The following is a 16,342-nucleotide window of genomic DNA, read 5'->3' as shown; positions in this document are numbered from 1 at the left end:
AACACTAGCCACGCCACACACAAGGAATAAAATGATGAAAAAGCTCAATACCCTGCTCGCTGCCGCCATCATGTCCGTGCTGGGCACCGCCCACTCCGCCGACAACACCCTGGCCATGGTGGTCTCCACCCTCAACAACCCCTTCTTCGTCACCATGAAGGAGGGAGCCGAGGCCAAAGCCAAAGAGCTTGGCTACGAGCTGGTGGTGCTGGATTCCCAGAATGACCCGGCCAAGGAGCTTTCCAACATGGAAGATCTCACCGTGCGCAAGGTCAATGCCATCCTGATCAACCCGACCGATTCCGAAGCCGTGGGCAACGCCATCCGTTTGGCCAACCGGGCCAGCATCCCGGTGTTGACCCTGGACCGCGGCGCCGCGCAGGGTGAGGTCAAGGCCCACATCGCCTCCGACAACGTGGCCGGTGGCAAGCTGGCTGGCGACTTCATCACCGAGAAACTGGGCCCGGGTGCCAAGGTCATTCAGCTGGAAGGGATCGCCGGTACCTCCGCCGCCCGTGACCGTGGCGAAGGCTTCGCCCTGGCCGTGGCCGCCAACAAGCTGGAGGTGCTCGCCTCCCAACCCGCCGATTTTGATCGCACCAAGGGTCTGAACGTCATGGAAAACTTGCTGGCCGCCCACCCGGGTGTACAGGCGGTGTTTGCCCAGAATGACGAGATGGCGCTGGGTGCCATCCGCGCCGTGCAGGCCGCCGGCAAAGAGGTGATGATTGTCGGCTTCGACGGCACCGACGATGGCAAGGCTGCCGTGGCCAAGGGTAAACTGGCCGCTACCGTGGCCCAACAACCGGCGCTCATCGGTGCCATCGGCGTGGAAACCGCCGACAAGGTGCTCAAGGGTCAGCCGGTGGAGAAATCCATCCCGGTACCGCTGCAAGTGGTCACCAAGTAAGCGCGTCAAGTAAACGGATGGGGGGAGGATCGCCTCCCCCTTCCCTCGGTGTCTCTCGGCCTGGGCTCACGCCACCTGATCCCCAGGCCAAGATGCATCAGGAGTAGTCAACATGAATCGTCTCGTCGTTCTGGGCAGTGTCAATGCAGACCATGTGCTGCGCGTTCCCCACTTTCCTCGCCCGGGTGAAACCCTGACCGGCCACAGCTACCAGGTGGTGCCGGGTGGCAAGGGGGCCAACCAGGCGGTGGCCGCCGCCCGCCTCGGCGCCAGCGTCTCCTTTATCGCCCGTATCGGCGATGACGCTATCGGCCGCCAGATGAGAGAGGGCTTTGCGCAGGACGGAATTGACGTCAGCGCGGTGGAGCTCGACGACAAGCTCCCCACTGGCATCGCCATCATCTATGTGAGCGATGAGGGGGAAAACAGCATCGGCATCTCCGCCGAGGCCAACGGTGCCCTCTCCCCGGCCGTGGTAAAACGCCATGAAACCATGATCGCCGATGCCCACACCCTGCTGCTGCAACTGGAAGTGCCGCTCGAGAGCGTATTTGAAGCCGCCCGCCTGGCCCGCGCCCATGGCACCCGGGTGGTGCTCAACCCCGCGCCCGCCCGGCCCCTCGCGGCCGAGCTGCTGGCACTGGTGGATCTCATCACCCCCAACCAGACCGAAGCCGAGCTGCTGACCGGGGTCAAGGTGAGCGATGAAGCGAGCGCCCGCGAGGCGGCCAATCGCTTCCACCAGATGGGTATTGCGGAGGTGATGATCACCTTAGGCTCGCAAGGGGTCTATTGCAGCAACGGCCAGCAGCAACAGCTCATTCCGGGCTTTCGGGTCGAGGCGGTGGACACCACGGCGGCCGGGGATACCTTCAACGGCGCCCTGCTGGCCGCCCAGCTCGCCGGGGCCGATTTCAACGGTGCGGTACGCTTTGCTCACGGCGCGGCGGCGCTTTCCGTCACCAAATTCGGCGCCCAGAGCTCCATCCCCGGCAAGCAGGAGGTCGACACCTTCCTGCAGGCCCAAGCAGCGCAGGGGCACTGATGGCCAATATCAAGGAGGTGGCGGCGCTGGCAGGGGTCTCCACCACCACCGTTTCCCACGTCATCAACGAGACCCGCTTCGTGAGCGATACGACCCGGGAGCGGGTCTTTGCCGCCATGCGCGAGCTCAACTATGCCCCGAGCCTGGTCGCCCGCAGCCTCAAGGTGAAAGAGACCAACAGTATCGGCATGCTGGTGACCACCTCCAGCAACCCCTTCTTCGCCGAAGTGGTGCGCGGGGTGGAACGTTACTGCTTCGAACAGGGTTACAACCTGATGCTGGGCAACACCGAAGGACAGGCCGAAACTGCCCTCTCCTACCTCAAGATGATGCTGCGCAAACGGGTGGATGGCCTGCTTATCATGTGCAGCGAGGGGCAGCAGGAGGTGTTCAACCAGCTCGACTGGCTCAAGAGCCTGCCGGTGGTAGTGATGGACTGGGGCATGGATAGCCGGGAGGTGGATCTTATCGCCGACAACTCCCATCGCGGCGGTTACCTGGCAACCCGCCACCTGATCGAACTTGGCCACACTGCCATCGGCTGCATCACGGGCCCCCACAACCGCGCCCCCGCCAACCAGCGTCAGGCGGGGTACGAGCAGGCGATGCAGGAAGCGGGGCTCACCGTGAACCCGGCCTGGATCCAGGAGGGTGACTTTGACTGTGCCAGCGGCCATCAGGCCATGAGACGTCTGCTGGCGCAACCTTCGCGCCCCACTGCCCTGTTTGTCTGCAACGACATGATGGCGATGGGAGCCATCAGTGCCGCCCATCAGGCTGGGCTGCACATACCCCGCGATCTCTCTATCGTCGGTTATGACAACGTGGCGCTGGCAGAATTTATGTCACCGCCCCTCACCACCATCAACCAACCCAAGGAGGAGCTGGGACGCCTTGCCGTCACTCGCCTGTTGGCGCGGATCAATGGAGAACAGGTGGAAAACCGGATGATCACGGTCGAGCCGGATCTGGTGATCAGAACCTCCTGCGCCCCTCCCCCCAAGGCCTGAACCGACACGTTCGCAGAGACAACAAGGGCGACCCCGGGGTCGCCCTTTGTCATGGATTTGCCGGGTTGTTTGCCTCGGACGTATCGACCGGACGCAGCCACTGCAATCCCAGTCGATTGGCCAGCGGCTGCAACAAATCGCCGTGGGTTGCAGGCTCAGGCAACCAGTAGCGTACCGGCCAGCCAGCCGCCAACGTGGCGGGCGTGCTGGAGCCCAATTCCGCGAGGGCCAGCACGCAGCCGCAGGCTTGCACTCGCGCCAGCAGCGCCGCCTCCTGTTGCAGGGTGGGCACTCGCAGCACGAGGGGGTTTGGGAGCACATCCGGCAGATAAGCCAGCAGATGGGCCAACTGCACCTGATTATCCAGCGCCACCAGCCGTGACTCGCGCTCACTCGCCGCCGTGTCATCCTCTTGCAGCAACCGGGCCATGACGGGCCCAAGCAGTCCCCCCTCCTGCAACCAGCTCACCTCACAGGGAGCCAGATTCTCCTGCCAGCGAAGGGACCACTGCCACAAACGCTCCCCCTGCTCACTGCACAGCGCCAGCCTGTCGATCAGCAAGGGGCAAGGCGCCTCGTCGGCCAGCCAGTCGCGCAATCGCTGGGTCTGCTGCTGGTTCAACATCAGCTGTTGCTGCATGCCGGGCTGGTACCAGACTGGCTCGCTGCTGCCATCTCGCTTGGCCTGATTGAGGGCGAGGATGGCCTGATCGAGCAGGCGCACGGGATCCTGCGGTGGCAACACCTCAGACCCACCCAGCCTGCAGGCGAGATCGAAACGGCTCTCCCGGGTCACGAATTCGAAGTGAAGCAGCGCCATCAGATCGCGGATCTGCACCGCCAGCGGCTGCTTGCCGGCGGTCAAGATCACCGCAAACTCGTCACCGCCCAGCCGGTAGGCATTCCCCTGATGGGCCTGCTGCAGCTTGCTGGCCACCGTTTGCAACAGCCGATCGCCCACCTGATAACCGAGCAGATCGTTGACCTGCTTGAAGCGCTTGAGATCGAGTACCACCAGCGCCAGTACGCCGGGGGTTTGCAGGGCGCGCGCCAGCTCCTCCTGCAGTGCCCGACGATTGCCGAGCCGGGTCAGGGGATCGCTCAAGGAGAGACGCCGGTTCTGCAAATTGGCCCGGATCAGGGCATAGACCAGCACGCCACCGGTCGCCAGCAGGACGAGCTGCCAGATCTGCAGCCAGAACAGGGTATCGCGGATCTGGTTGACCGACGCCTCCCGCTCCTGGCCGGAGAGAATGTGTTCGCCTATCTGTTCAATCTGGCGGGTCTGCTCGCCCATCTGAGCCAGCAAGATGTCAAACTCCCGCCAAGGCACTGTCCCACCATCCATCAGGGGCTCGAGCTGTTTGAGCTGCTCGAACAGCCGGGCGACATGTCTGCCCAATCCATAGCGCTCCCGAACCTCGGCGGTCTCGCTGCCGATAAGGAAGATATCGAGCCGGTTCCACAGCAGATCGTAATGAAGACTCAGGGTCTCCATCTCCAGCCGGCCTGCCCGATAGAGGCGCAGATCGAAGAGAAAGCGCTGGGACTCCAGCATCACCTGGCTGATGTTCCAGTGGACATTGCGGTAGTAGGTATCGAGCAGCTGATCCTGTTTGTGCTGCAGATAGAGGCCGCAGCCGGAGGAGATCAGAAACAGCAGGATAATGGCGATCAGCAATCCATTGTGGCGTCGACGCCCCATCAGCGGATCACCTCGATGCGGTTCACCTGCCACACCATGTTGTTGTGGATGGCCGGCACGTCCAGCTTGGGATAGTCGGAAAAGGGGATCAGCAGCCAGAGCGGCCCCTTGTTGCGCCGAGTCAGCGGTTTGTCATCCTCATGGCGAACCAGGGTCAGGGGCACCCCGTCAAACAGGGAGAGATCCACCTCTTGCTGATAACCGTTGAGAGCCGATACGGCGATCTTGCGGGCCTGTGGCACACCTTGCGCAGCCAGCACGGTCGTCAGGGTCGGACCGCGATAGCGATGAGTGCCTCGGGTCCAGGGGGTCACGGTCTGAAATTCGGTCTGCGGCAGCGTCGCCAGGTCGGTTTCATTGAGCTGACGCTGCTGGCCATCCGGCAACACCAGCGTTATCAGGGGGGAAGCGGCCGATGCACAGGCACTGGCCAGCACCAGGAGGATAAAAGCACTCCATTGCTTCATTCTATTCATGATTATTGCGCCAACTAGATCTCATCATTTGGCTGTCAGTGTGGCGACTTCAATGAGCCATTGCAACTGTAGATATTGTAATCAAGATGGATTTTTCCCTTCCCCTACAAGTAGTTCCGAAGCGTCAGGAGCCACGCATCTCCATCCAGTTGTGTCCATCCACTATCCTGGGCTGATGGATGCCACACGCCTCGAGCAACTCGTCCACATAGGCGGGTACCAGCAGGGATGCCGGACCATAACGCTTCTCGTCAAACTGACTGCCCACCTCGCTCGGCTCCAGGTTGAGCTCTATGGTATGGGCGCCGTTCAAACCCGCCTCATGCACGAAACCAGCGGCAGGATAGACGGCGCCGGACGTACCGATGGAGATGAAGAGATCACACTGGGCCAAGGCGCTGTAGATGCGATCCAGCCCCAGCGGCATCTCGCCAAACCAGACGACGTGCGGGCGCAGCGGCTGGGGAAACTGGCAGCAGGAGCAGAGTTCGTGCTGAGACAGATCGCCGCGCCACTCGATCACCTGCCCCGATTCGGGGCAACGCGCCTTGAGCAGCTCGCCATGCATATGGATAAGGTTCTTGCTGCCCGCGCTCTCGTGCAGGTTGTCGATATTCTGGGTCACCAGGGTCACCGACCCCGGGAAAAGGCGCTCGAGTCGAGCCAGGGCATAGTGGGCAGGATTGGGATGAACCTGGGGTTGCTGCAGTTGCTTGCGGCGGGAGTTGTAGAAGTGCTGAACCAGTTCCGGATCCCGGGCATAGCCTTCCGGCGTCGCCACGTCTTCCACCCTGTGCTCCTCCCACAGACCGTCGCAGGCACGGAAGGTCTTGATCCCGGATTCGGCAGAGATCCCGGCACCGGTCAGGATCACTATATGTTTGAACGTCTGTCCCATGACATCTTCCTTTTCATCCCTGCTCATAGCTGTGACCTTAGCACAGGGGAAAATGGGGCTCTATTCGCCCTTGGTATTAAGGGCGTGAACGGGGAGCCACTCATCCAGCACGCTGAGATCCAGCCTTACGAACACCAGCTCGCGCCCCGTAACCAGGGTCAGGGGCAACCCCAATCGCTTGAGCAGGGTCAGCATGGGGCGGTTCTGGGCCAGCACCTCGGCTACCCACTCCCGGATCCCTTCCGACCTGGCAAGCAGAGCCAATGCCAGCAGGATGCGCCTGCCCGCCCCCCTGTGCTGGAAATGATCCGCCACAATGCAGGAAAACTCAGCCCGCTCCGGATGGCGGTGACGACGGATGGATTGGGCCTGGGCCAGCGGACGGCCATCCTGCGCTGTGAGCAGCAGCGAGATCTGGCGGGCCGGATCGTAATGAAGAAACGCCGCGACCTGATCGGGTGGCGGTGCCAGCTTGGGGCGCATGAAACGCAGATAGACGCTCTCTTCGCTAAGGGCATCGTAGGCCGCCAGCATGCTGGCAGGCTCGACGCCCCGCAGCTCACGCAGCTGGCAAGGCTCCTCTGCAATCGTCATCGCGACGGGCAGCTCGGCACGGGAGTGCGGAGTGTGCCATCCCGCCAACCCCTTCTCCAGACGTTCCCTGTGCATCGGCCAGCAAAGATAACGGGCCATGGTTACCAGCGCCCGGCCATGCCGCGATCACGCCACGGCTCGATATCGAGCAGGTTGTAGGGGTCGTCAAGATAGATGGTGATCCCGAGCTCGCGCACCCGCGCCATGAAACGGCCCAGCAGGGAGTCCGGACTCAAGGACTCCAGCTCGGGCAGCATCCCCTGCCCGACCAGCAATGCCTCAAGGGGCAGGCGTTCCAGCAGATCAAAGGGAAGGTGCTGGCTGTTGTCGAGCACCAGGGCCAGCTTGCAGCCAGCCAGACTGGCCTGCAGCACCAGTGCGAAGCGCTCGGCGTTGGTGAGCAGGTGATCCCGGCGATGGATCAGCAGCGTCAACTCCGCAGGCTGGCGAGCCTGTTCGCCCAGCCACTCCCTCAGGCTCTCCCATCGGGTCGGCAGGCCGCTCACCGTCAACCAGACCGGCGCGGTGGTGGAAGGATGGGAACGCGGGCTGAGTTGCCCCAGCACCTCCCCCCGCCAGGTACGAATGGTGCGGCGATGGCCGCTCAAGCGGCGCTGGCGCAACGGACCAAGATAGAGCGCGCGCAACAATCTGAGCAGTTCATCGGTATCGAGGGGCTTGGCAAGAGCGGCCATGACGTTGAAGCCGGCATCGTGCAACAAGCGGCGCGCCCCGTTGAGCAGGGTCTGCTCATGGGCGGACAGCAGTACAATCGGCAACCCAGCCTCACGCAGCTGGGGCTGCCCCATCAGGACGCTGATGGCATCCTGCTCCACCAGGCTGAGATCGCAGATCAACATGCGGATTTCCCCGTCGGCAAGGGCCGTCAGACAGGCCTGCTCCTCCTGCACCCACTGGCAGGGGATCCCCAGCTCGGCAATGGTCTGTTGCAACTGCTTGCCCTGAAACGGGTGATCTTCGAGCAGCAGGATCCGCTGCGCCGCCAGCCAGTCACCCCAACGGCGATAACTGTCGGCAAGCCCGGCCTGCCACTCTTCGTCAATGGCATAGATCCCCACATGGCCTTGCAGCTGGGCAAGATCGCCGGTTTGCCGGTGAGAGGCGGGATCATAGATGGCGATGGCACCGGCCGTGAAGAGCCCCTCCCACTGCCAGCAGGCGTCGGGCTGGGTACGGTGCAGTGCGACATAGTCGGGCAGTGCACATCCTTTCACGTGCTCATAGGAGGCACGATCCAGGGTATACAAAGTGATGGGTCTAAAGCCGGCCAAGCCGGGCTCTTCCGAGTTGAGCAACGCCAGTAATTCTTCATCTGTGATGATCATCTTGAGCTCTCTTGGTGAAATGGCGACTGACCTCGTCCAGTGCCCGGGACAACCTGGCCTGGAGGAAAGAGTGGCGAGCACGCTGCCACTCTTCAATCACCGCGACTATGGGGGTAGCTCCCACCATTTTGGCGGCCCCCTTGACCTTGTGTAAAGTGGCTTCCACCCCGGACGTGTCCTTGTTGGCCAGGTGCAGCGCCAATTCGGCGAGATCCCCCCGGGTTGTTTCCAGATAAAGCGCTATCAGCTCATCGGTCAGCATGGGAGAGGGGGCCATCTCCCACTGCGTGTTTGTCTTCTCTGGCTGCTGCCCGCCTCCCAGCTGCTGCAACAGGGTTGCCAGCTCCCGCAGGGCCACGGGTTTGTCGAGATGCCCATCACAACCGCAGGACTGCAACTCAAGGGCTGCCTGCTCGCTCAGATCGGCGGTGATGATATAGGCAGGCAGATGGCGCCATTGGGGGGAATGACGCAACGCCCGGCACAGTTCGGCCCCATTCATCACCGGCATCTGCAGATCGGTCAGCACCAGGTCGACCTCCTGCTCTGTGAGGATCTGCAGCGCCAGCTGACCGTTGGCCGCGCCAATCACCCTGGCACCCAGTTGCCTTAGCTGAAGGATGATCAGCTCCCGGTTGACGTCATGATCTTCAACCAGCAGCACCCTGGTATTCAACCCTGGCTGGAGGTCGGCCACAGGTTCATCAGGTACCCATGGCGGCTGCAACAGGCTGATCAGGGTGCCTGGCACCCAGGACTCCCCAGCCCACTGCCAATGCCACAAACCATGCTCGTCCTGTCTGGCCTCCAGCACATCGGCGGCATCCGGGGCCACGTTGACGCCAAGTCGCGCCAGCCAGGGGATGAGAGACTCAGCTTCATCCGACGGCATCACCAGCGCCAGCTGCCGTACCTCGGGTTGCCAGTGGGGAGTCTGCCGGATCACATCGAGGGGCAACTCGCAGAAGAAGCGGCTGCCGCCTCCCTCTCTGGCCATCACATCGATCAGGCCCCCCATCTGCTCGACCAGCTGCTTGCAGATGGCAAGCCCAAGCCCGGTGCCGGGCGCCCGCAGCTGCCCTGCCACGGCAAATTGCTCGAAAGGCATGAAGAGGGTGGGACGCATCTCGGCGGTAATGCCGGGGCCCTCGTCATCCACCCCGAAGCGGAGCCTGTCGCCCGCCCGGGTGGCCCAGAGCACCACCTCCCCCCGCTGGCTGAATTTGATGGCATTCGAGAGCAGGTTATGCAGGATTTGGCGGATCCGGTGAGGGTCCAGGGTCTGCAAGGCAGGCAGGGCCGGATCCAGCACCAGGCGCAGTTGCAGGCGCTTGTCGCGCGCCTTGTTCCAGTGCACCGCAGCCACCTGTTCACACAACTCGATGAAGTCAGTCGGTTGGGGGGAGAGAGAGAGTTTGCTGCTCTCGTTGCGGCTGAAATCGAGCACGTCGTTGAGCAGCCCCAACAGCTCGTCCCCTGCCTGTCGCACTCGCCCCAGCGCCGAGCTCTGTTCCTGAGTGAGCGGCGTGCTGGCAAGCCACTCCAGCAGGCCGAGGATGGCGTTCATGGGGGTGCGGATCTCATGGCTGACTGCGGCCAGGAAGCGCCCCTTGGCCAGCACGGCCTGCTGCGCCTGCTCGTGGGAACGTTGCAATGCCCGCTCCTGCTCGATGCGCGCGGTCACATCCTGCATCACCGCATAGACGCGCCACCCCTGTCCCTGGCGACGGCCACGGCCATCGAGCTGCAACCAGCGCTCTTGATGCTGTGGATGACGATAGCGCAGGGTATAAACGAAGGGTTTGCCCGCTTGCAGCCGCTCCTGCATGGTATCGCGCAACTGGCGTAGCTCGTGACGGGCCAGCAGGGCAAAGACCTGGCCGGGATCGCGCCGGATCTGCTGGCTGGCCAGCCCAAGCAACCCGTAGCAGCCCCGACTGATGAACTCTATCCCCTGGACCCTGCCATCTTCGAACAAAAACTGCAGCACCACGCCGGGCACCGTATTGGTCAGGGCCCGCAGCCGCCGCTCCGCCTGGCGCAGGATACGCGCCCGCTCCTGCAGCGCGCTGATATCAGAGAGGGCGATAAGATCGGTCACCGGAGTCTGCTTGTCCCGCGGCAGTGGATGTTGCACAAAGGCGAACACCAGATCTCCCAGTGTCAGCTCCCCCTCCTCCTTGTGGGCTTGTACCGGAGGCAACGCCAGCTGATCGCCATATCGAGTGGCCAGGCGCCGCCCCAGCTTGTTCGACTTGATGATCCTGCCCTGGCTGTCACGCATAAACACCGGCAGCGGCAGCGTCTGGAACAGGGTGTCACGCAATTCGCTTTCGATGGCCAGGGCCCGCTCGGCTACCTGGCGCTGAGCCACTTCCCGCGCCAGTTGCTGGCGGGATCGCCAGATCACGCCGATGACGATGGCGCTGATCAACAGTGCCAAGCCGACAGAGCCGAACCAGGCGAGATAGCTCACCCCGGGTTGCTGCACGACGACCAAGCGGCGCCAGCGTTGATTGAGCTCATTTATCCGGTTGCGGGTCAGGGTCATCAGGCTGCGATCCAGCACGCTGGCCAGCTCGGCCTCGTCTTGGCGAATGGCAAACCCGATGCCAAATCTGTCCTCCATCTCCTTGATCTCGAACCCTTCCAGCAACTGGGTTCGTTGCGGATATTGCAACTGATAGAGTTCGCTCAGCATGGCATCCGCCTCTCCCCTTCGCAGCGCATCAAGCCCCTGTTCCAGGGTGCCGATACGGATCCACTCCTGCTCCCCCAGCAGTGTCAGCAAAGAGGGATCATAGAGCGATTCGGGCACCAGGATCCGCTGCCGCTTGAGAGCCGAAATATGAGTAGCTGCCAGGGTCCCCTTGCTGATCAGCGCAAAGCGGTTGATGGAGATCATCCGACTGAAGGTGAACTCATCTGCCAGGTTCGGAGACTCAGGCAAGCCCGTCATCATGTCTGCCTCGCCGCTGCGCAATTTCTCGATGGCATCAGCCTTGCTAAGCGCAGGCACCACCTGGTACTTCAGACCCGTCTCCTGAGTGATCCAGCGCAGCACGTCGGCGCTCCACCCCTTTGGATTGCCCTGCTCGTCAAGGCCGCTATAAGGCATCAGCTCCGGGTTGACCACCAACCGCACAGTACGGCGGCTGCCGGCCAGCCAGGCCTGTTCGATATCGCTGAAACGGGGTTGGTTGAAGGAGAGCGCGCTCTGATCGAGGTAGTGATCAAGATCCGTATAGAGACTGCCGGCAGGCATGTAGCGAATGGCGGTGTCGATGAGGCGAACAAGCTCGGGCTCTTCTCGCATCATCAGACGGTAGCTTATTATCCTGTCATCCCCGAGCAGACGGCGCAGTCGCAACCCCTCCACCGGAAACTCCTTCATCAGATAACGCAGTTGCAGGTAATCGCCAAAGTAGGCATTGCCCTGGCCACTCTTCATCGCCTCATACAAGGACTCCCCCGGTGCCAGGGTTCTGATCGCCGCCGCCGGAAAGATGTCATGCAATACCGATACGGCATCGGAACCTGCGTAAGCCAGAAAAGTGGCTTGCTGGAGCGCCCCCCGGTAGAGCACGGCAGAGTCCGTCTCCATCATGGGACGACTGAGCCAGGTATTGGGCAGATTGCTCGTCGCCGCCCCGATATGGGGAACCATGTCGCACTGCCCCTCCAGCAAGGCGCCGCGCACCGTTTGCCAGTCGGGCAGCTCCTGAAACAGAAGCGGCACCGGCAGCTGCTTGGCCAGACGGGTGATCTGATCCTTGAGCAACCCACCGTGTGCCAGCAGATAGGGTGGCGGCAGCGTGGCCGGGTAACAGAATGTCAGTTGTTTGAGAGAGTTGGCATAAGCCTGGGTGGATGGCGCCAGCGGCAGTATGGTGGCTGACAGCGGCGTTGCAACCAGCGCCGTCAGCAACAACATGGAGGTTCGGATCATAGGGAAAGAAAAAAGCCAGGCGTCAGCCTGGCTCTTTATTACTCGTTGGGTTCAACATTTTCTACCCTGGCCTTGAGTTTCTGGCCAGGCCGGAAGGTCACCACACGACGGGCGCTGATGGGAATATCTTCGCCAGTCTTGGGATTACGTCCGGGACGCTGATTCTTCTCACGAAGGTCAAAATTACCGAAGCCTGAAATCTTGACTTGTTCACCACGCTCAAGCGCTTGTCGGATTTCCTCAAAGAAGGCTTCCACCATGTCTTTGGCTTCACGCTTGCTCATCCCGAGCTGGGTGAACAGGTGCTCTGCGATGTCGGCTTTGGTAAGCGCCATAGATCAATCCCTCAAGGATGCATTCAACTCTTCACCAAGGGCCCGCACGACATTGTCCACGGTCTCGGCAATCTCTTTCTCCTCCAGGGTGCGCTGGGTATCTTGCAGCACCAGGCTGATGGCTAGGCTCTTCTTGTCCTCAGCCATACCAGCGCCCTGGTATACGTCAAACAAGTTTATTCCAACTACCTGATTTCCGCCAACTTTTTTAATTACTGCCAGTACATCGCCTGCCAGAACCTGACGGTCAACCACCACGGCAATGTCACGGCGGTTGGCCGGGAACTTGGAAACTTCGGCTGCAACCGGCACCTTGGCCGGGGTCAGCTTGTCCAACTCCAGCTCGAACATGACAACGCGGCTCTTGAGACCCAGCTTCTTCTCGAGGCTCGGGTGGATCACGCCGATATGGCCGATGACCTCGCCGCTGCGCAGGATGGCCGCGCTCTGGCCCGGGTGCAGCGCACTGTGTTCGGTACGCTCGAAGGTGAAGGTGGCGCCTTCGGCAGTCAGATCCAGTACCGCTTCCAGATCCCCTTTCAGATCAAAGAAGTCTGCCCCACGGCTCTTGATGTCCCAGTGTTCGTCGCTCTGGTTGCCAGTGATGATACCGGCCAGCATGGGCTCCTGACGGATGCCGTTCTCGGCGCTTTCATCCTTGATGAAACGCAGGCCCTGCTCGAACAGGCGCACCCGCGGCTGCTGGCGGTTCTGGTTGTAGACCACCGCTTCCACCAGACCCGGGAACAAGGAGACGCGCATGGCGGACATCTCGACCGAGATGGGATTCGGCAGCACGATGGCATCGCTTTGCGGGAACAGGGTCTGCTGGGTCTTGGGATCGACGAAGCTGTAGGTGATCGCTTCCTGGAAGCCACGGGCGACCAGCAGGTCGCGCACCCGCTTGAGGGTCACCTGCCCTTCCGCCTGCTCCACCATCGCCAGAGAGGCAGCCGGTTTGAGGTTGGGGATGTTGTTGTAGCCGTAGATACGGGCCACTTCCTCGATGAGATCTTCCTCGATGGCGATATCGAAACGCCAGGAGGGAGCCAGCGAGGTCCAGCCGTCCGCCTCCACGGTCACCTGCATGCCGAGGCGAGTCAGGATCTCGACCACCTGCGCGTCCGCCACGCTGATGCCGATCACCTTGTCGAGCTTGGCACGACGCAGCTTGATAGGAGCAGCCTTGGGCAGATGTTCATCGGATTTGACCTCGATAACCGGGCCCGCTTCGCCGCCGCAGATATCCAGCAGCAGACGGGTGGCACGGTCCATCACCTTGGCTTGCAGCTCGGGATCCACCCCGCGCTCGAAGCGGTGGGAAGAGTCGGTATGCAGACCGTAGGCACGGGCACGACCGGTGATGGAGAGGGGGGCGAAGAAGGCACACTCCAGCAGGATGTCGGTGGTGGTCTCGGACACACCGGTGCGATCACCGCCGAAGATGCCGGCCATGCAGGCAGGGCCCTGGGCGTCTGCGATCACCAGGGTGGTCTCTTTGAGCTTCACCTCGGTGCCGTCGAGCAGGGTCATGGGCTCGTCAGCCTTGGCGCGGCGCACCACCAGTTCCCCTTCCAGCTTGTCCAGATCGAAGGCGTGCATCGGCTGGCCGTATTCCAGCAGCAAGTAGTTGGTGATGTCGACGATGGCGTCGATGGAACGGATGCCGCCACGGCGCAGCTTCTCCTGCATCCAGAGCGGGCTCTGGGCCTTGAGGTTCAGCCCCTTGATGACGCGGCCCAGATAGCGCGGGCAGTCGACCGGCGCCTCAACCCGGATCGGGAAAGTGGCGTCAATGGTGGCGGCAGCCGGCGTCCAGCTCGGCTCGACCACATCCACACTGTTGAGCACGCCGATTTCACGGGCCAGACCCGCGATACCGAGGCAGTCTGCACGGTTCGGGGTGAGATCCACGTCGATGGCGACGTCGTTGAGGTTCAGGTACTCACGGATATCGGTACCGATGGGGGCATCGCTCGGCAGCTCGATGATGCCATCGGCCTCAACGTCGATACCCAGCTCGCTGAAGGAGCAGAGCATGCCGTGGGACGGCTGACCGCGCAGCTTGGCTTTCTTGATGGTGAAATCACCCGGCAGGGTTGCCCCTACCTTGGCCACGCACACTTTCAGACCCAGGCGGCAGTTCGGCGCGCCGCAGACGATGTCCAGCAGCTCTTCTTCACCTACATTGACCTTGGTCACTCGCAGCTTGTCGGCGTCCGGATGCTGGGCACACTCGACCACTTCACCAACCACGACGTTATTAAACTGGCCGGCCACCGCTTCCACGGCGTCCACTTCCAGACCGGCCATGGTGATCTGTTCGGCCAGTGCGTTGTCACTCAACTCGGTGCGGACCCACTCCATCACCCAGGATTTACTGAATTTCATGTTCTCTCGCCCTTACTTGAACTGCTTGAGGAAGCGCAGGTCGTTTTCGAAGAAGGCACGCAGGTCGTTGACCCCGTAGCGCAGCATGGTCAGGCGCTCAACGCCCATGCCGAAGGCAAAGCCGGAGTATTTTTCCGGATCGATGCCGACCGAACGCAGCACGTTCGGGTGCACCATGCCGCAGCCCAGCACTTCCAGCCACTTGCCATTCTTGCCCATCACGTCCACTTCGGCGCTCGGCTCGGTGAACGGGAAGTAGGAAGGACGGAAACGAATGGTCAGATCTTCCTCGAAGTAGTTGCGCAGGAAGTCGTGCAGGATGCCTTTCAGCTCGGTGAAGCTGGCATGCTCGTCTACCAGCAGACCTTCGACCTGATGGAACATGGGGGTGTGGGTCATGTCGTAGTCGTTACGATAGACGCGGCCCGGCGCAATGATGCGGATCGGCGGCTGCTGCTTTTCCATGGTGCGGATCTGCACACCCGAGGTGTGAGTGCGCAGCATCAGATCAGGATTGAAGTAGAAGGTATCGTGATCGGTACGCGCCGGGTGATGGGCCGGGATATTCAGCGCATCGAAGTTGTGGAAGCCGTCTTCGATCTCGGGACCACGGGCAACCTTGAAACCCATCTCGCCAAACAGGCGCTCGATGCGCTCGATGGTGCGGGTCACCGGGTGCAGACCGCCATTCTCGATGCGGCGGCCCGGCAGGCTGACGTCGATGGTCTCGGCGGCCAGCTTCTGGTTCAGCACGGCGATTTCGAGGGCTTCACGACGCGCGTTCAGAGTATCCTGAACCTGCTGCTTGGCCTGGTTGATCACGGCGCCCGCGGCGGGACGCTCTTCAGCGGACAGGGCGCCCAGGCCCTTCATCTGCTCGGTAAAAAAGCCCTTTTTACCCAGATATTTGACCCGGATTTCGTCAAGGGCGGCGATGTCGCTTACGCCCTCAATTTCGGCCCTGGCTTGGCCGACTACTTCTTCAAGCTGTTGCATGTCTTCCTCGTCACCACTCCCGGTACAGGAGCCTTTAGGCTAAATAAGGTCAAGAGGGGAATAATACAAAAAAAGCCCCTTCGCTGACCATACTTAAGGTCCCCTTTTCTCCCTATAAATCATTTTGTTATATCAAGCGAGTCTCACTTTATCCCCTACCCTCTTTAAATCGTTCGCTTGAACATTAGCTTGTTGGCATATAAAGAGTAGAGCACGCTGGCTTAACATCGCCTCTTCTGGACTTTCCATTCCTCTGGCTAGCAGAAACGGGGCAACAAAAAAGGAGGCCTGAGCCTCCTTTTATCTTTCATAACAGAACCGGATTAAGCCAGTGCTGCTTTAGCCTTTTCAACCAGGGCGGTGAAAGCCAGCTTGTCGTGAACGGCGATATCGGACAGGATCTTGCGATCGATCTCGATGGAAGCCTTCTTCAGACCGTTGATGAGACGGCTGTAGGACAGACCGTTCTGACGGGCTGCTGCGTTGATACGAGCAATCCACAGTTGACGGAACTGACGCTTTTTCTGACGACGGTCACGGTAGGCATACTGACCGGCTTTGGTTACCGCTTGTACCGCTACGCGGTAAACACGGGAACGGGCGCCGTAGTAACCCTTGGCGGCTTTCATTACTTTCTTGTGACGAGCACGAGCGGTCACACCACGTTTAACTCTTGGCATTTTTCAC

At 61.4% G+C, this 16,342-nt stretch carries 13 protein-coding genes; 3 read left to right on the top strand and 10 right to left on the bottom strand.

Features of this window, described 5'->3' with window-relative positions:
• Positions 1 to 34 precede the first annotated feature (34 nt).
• The 3 genes from rbsB (at position 35) to ACB034_RS02940 (ending at position 2,965) form a co-directional block, all read left to right on the top strand.
• Positions 35 to 910 carry a ribose ABC transporter substrate-binding protein RbsB gene (gene rbsB / locus ACB034_RS02950; RefSeq protein WP_371172034.1) on the top strand — a complete coding sequence of 292 codons (876 nt, stop codon included), beginning with the start codon at positions 35 to 37 and terminating at the stop codon, positions 908 to 910.
• A gap of 112 nt (positions 911 to 1,022) precedes the next feature.
• Entirely contained in the window at positions 1,023 to 1,955 is a 933-nt protein-coding gene (rbsK, locus tag ACB034_RS02945) for a ribokinase (protein WP_371172033.1), read from the top strand.
• A complete protein-coding gene (locus tag ACB034_RS02940) occupies positions 1,955 to 2,965 on the top strand; it encodes a substrate-binding domain-containing protein (protein WP_371172032.1) in 1,011 nt (336 codons plus the stop codon). Before rbsK ends, ACB034_RS02940 begins: the two co-directional genes overlap by 1 nt.
• Positions 2,966 to 3,014: 49 nt before the next feature.
• Here the strand turns inward: ACB034_RS02940 and ACB034_RS02935 are convergent, their stop codons facing one another.
• From ACB034_RS02935 to rplT, 10 genes are all read right to left on the bottom strand, one after another.
• Complete coding sequence (locus ACB034_RS02935; RefSeq protein ID WP_371172031.1) at positions 3,015 to 4,670, bottom strand: GGDEF domain-containing protein; 1,656 nt, start codon at positions 4,668 to 4,670, stop codon at positions 3,015 to 3,017.
• Positions 4,670 to 5,146 (bottom strand): hypothetical protein, encoded by a 477-nt coding sequence (locus tag ACB034_RS02930; protein ID WP_224209664.1) that lies wholly within the window; start codon positions 5,144 to 5,146, stop codon positions 4,670 to 4,672. Before ACB034_RS02930 ends, ACB034_RS02935 begins: the two co-directional genes overlap by 1 nt.
• A 124-nt stretch (positions 5,147 to 5,270) precedes the next feature.
• Positions 5,271 to 6,044 carry a Sir2 family NAD+-dependent deacetylase gene (gene cobB, locus ACB034_RS02925; protein ID WP_061477530.1) on the bottom strand — a complete coding sequence of 258 codons (774 nt, stop codon included), beginning with the start codon at positions 6,042 to 6,044 and terminating at the stop codon, positions 5,271 to 5,273.
• Positions 6,045 to 6,104: 60 nt separating this feature from the next.
• Positions 6,105 to 6,737 carry an N-acetyltransferase family protein gene (locus ACB034_RS02920; RefSeq protein WP_371172030.1) on the bottom strand — a complete coding sequence of 211 codons (633 nt, stop codon included), beginning with the start codon at positions 6,735 to 6,737 and terminating at the stop codon, positions 6,105 to 6,107.
• 2 nt (positions 6,738 to 6,739) lie between these two features.
• Positions 6,740 to 7,984 (bottom strand): response regulator, encoded by a 1,245-nt coding sequence (locus ACB034_RS02915; RefSeq protein WP_371172029.1) that lies wholly within the window; start codon positions 7,982 to 7,984, stop codon positions 6,740 to 6,742.
• Complete coding sequence (locus ACB034_RS02910; RefSeq protein ID WP_371172028.1) at positions 7,968 to 11,918, bottom strand: ATP-binding protein; 3,951 nt, start codon at positions 11,916 to 11,918, stop codon at positions 7,968 to 7,970. The genes ACB034_RS02915 and ACB034_RS02910 overlap by 17 nt, the downstream gene beginning before the upstream one ends.
• Before the next feature lie 53 nt (positions 11,919 to 11,971).
• On the bottom strand, positions 11,972 to 12,268 hold the full coding sequence (ihfA, locus tag ACB034_RS02905) for an integration host factor subunit alpha (RefSeq protein ID WP_005300715.1): 297 nt from the start codon (positions 12,266 to 12,268) through the stop codon (positions 11,972 to 11,974).
• A gap of 3 nt (positions 12,269 to 12,271) precedes the next feature.
• On the bottom strand, positions 12,272 to 14,659 hold the full coding sequence (gene pheT / locus ACB034_RS02900; RefSeq protein ID WP_371172027.1) for a phenylalanine--tRNA ligase subunit beta: 2,388 nt from the start codon (positions 14,657 to 14,659) through the stop codon (positions 12,272 to 12,274).
• Positions 14,660 to 14,671: 12 nt separating this feature from the next.
• Positions 14,672 to 15,655, bottom strand: coding sequence for a phenylalanine--tRNA ligase subunit alpha (gene pheS / locus ACB034_RS02895; protein WP_371172026.1), 984 nt, complete (start codon positions 15,653 to 15,655; stop codon positions 14,672 to 14,674).
• Positions 15,656 to 15,978: 323 nt separating this feature from the next.
• Complete coding sequence (gene rplT, locus ACB034_RS02890; protein ID WP_026456846.1) at positions 15,979 to 16,335, bottom strand: 50S ribosomal protein L20; 357 nt, start codon at positions 16,333 to 16,335, stop codon at positions 15,979 to 15,981.
• Between the last annotated feature and the right edge of the window lie 7 nt (positions 16,336 to 16,342).

The sequence above is a fragment of the Aeromonas sp. S18(2024) genome (assembly GCF_041402525.1).
In the GTDB taxonomy this organism is placed as follows: domain Bacteria; phylum Pseudomonadota; class Gammaproteobacteria; order Enterobacterales; family Aeromonadaceae; genus Aeromonas; species Aeromonas enteropelogenes.
The sequence above is the reverse complement of the archived record's forward strand: the minus strand, read 5'-3'. Positions and strand labels throughout refer to the sequence as shown.

Coding starts and splice junctions, on each gene's coding strand:
- ACB034_RS02910 (WP_371172028.1), bottom strand. CDS start 11,918: ATGTTGTTGCTGACGGCGCTGGTTGCAACGCCGCTGTCAGCCACCATA.
- ACB034_RS02940 (WP_371172032.1), top strand. CDS start 1,955: ATGGCCAATATCAAGGAGGTGGCGGCGCTGGCAGGGGTCTCCACCACC.
- rbsK (WP_371172033.1), top strand. CDS start 1,023: ATGAATCGTCTCGTCGTTCTGGGCAGTGTCAATGCAGACCATGTGCTG.
- ihfA (WP_005300715.1), bottom strand. CDS start 12,268: ATGGCGCTTACCAAAGCCGACATCGCAGAGCACCTGTTCACCCAGCTC.
- pheT (WP_371172027.1), bottom strand. CDS start 14,659: ATGAAATTCAGTAAATCCTGGGTGATGGAGTGGGTCCGCACCGAGTTG.
- pheS (WP_371172026.1), bottom strand. CDS start 15,655: ATGCAACAGCTTGAAGAAGTAGTCGGCCAAGCCAGGGCCGAAATTGAG.
- ACB034_RS02920 (WP_371172030.1), bottom strand. CDS start 6,737: ATGGCCCGTTATCTTTGCTGGCCGATGCACAGGGAACGTCTGGAGAAG.
- ACB034_RS02935 (WP_371172031.1), bottom strand. CDS start 4,670: ATGGGGCGTCGACGCCACAATGGATTGCTGATCGCCATTATCCTGCTG.
- ACB034_RS02915 (WP_371172029.1), bottom strand. CDS start 7,984: ATGATCATCACAGATGAAGAATTACTGGCGTTGCTCAACTCGGAAGAG.
- cobB (WP_061477530.1), bottom strand. CDS start 6,044: ATGGGACAGACGTTCAAACATATAGTGATCCTGACCGGTGCCGGGATC.
- ACB034_RS02930 (WP_224209664.1), bottom strand. CDS start 5,146: ATGAATAGAATGAAGCAATGGAGTGCTTTTATCCTCCTGGTGCTGGCC.
- rbsB (WP_371172034.1), top strand. CDS start 35: ATGAAAAAGCTCAATACCCTGCTCGCTGCCGCCATCATGTCCGTGCTG.
- rplT (WP_026456846.1), bottom strand. CDS start 16,335: ATGCCAAGAGTTAAACGTGGTGTGACCGCTCGTGCTCGTCACAAGAAA.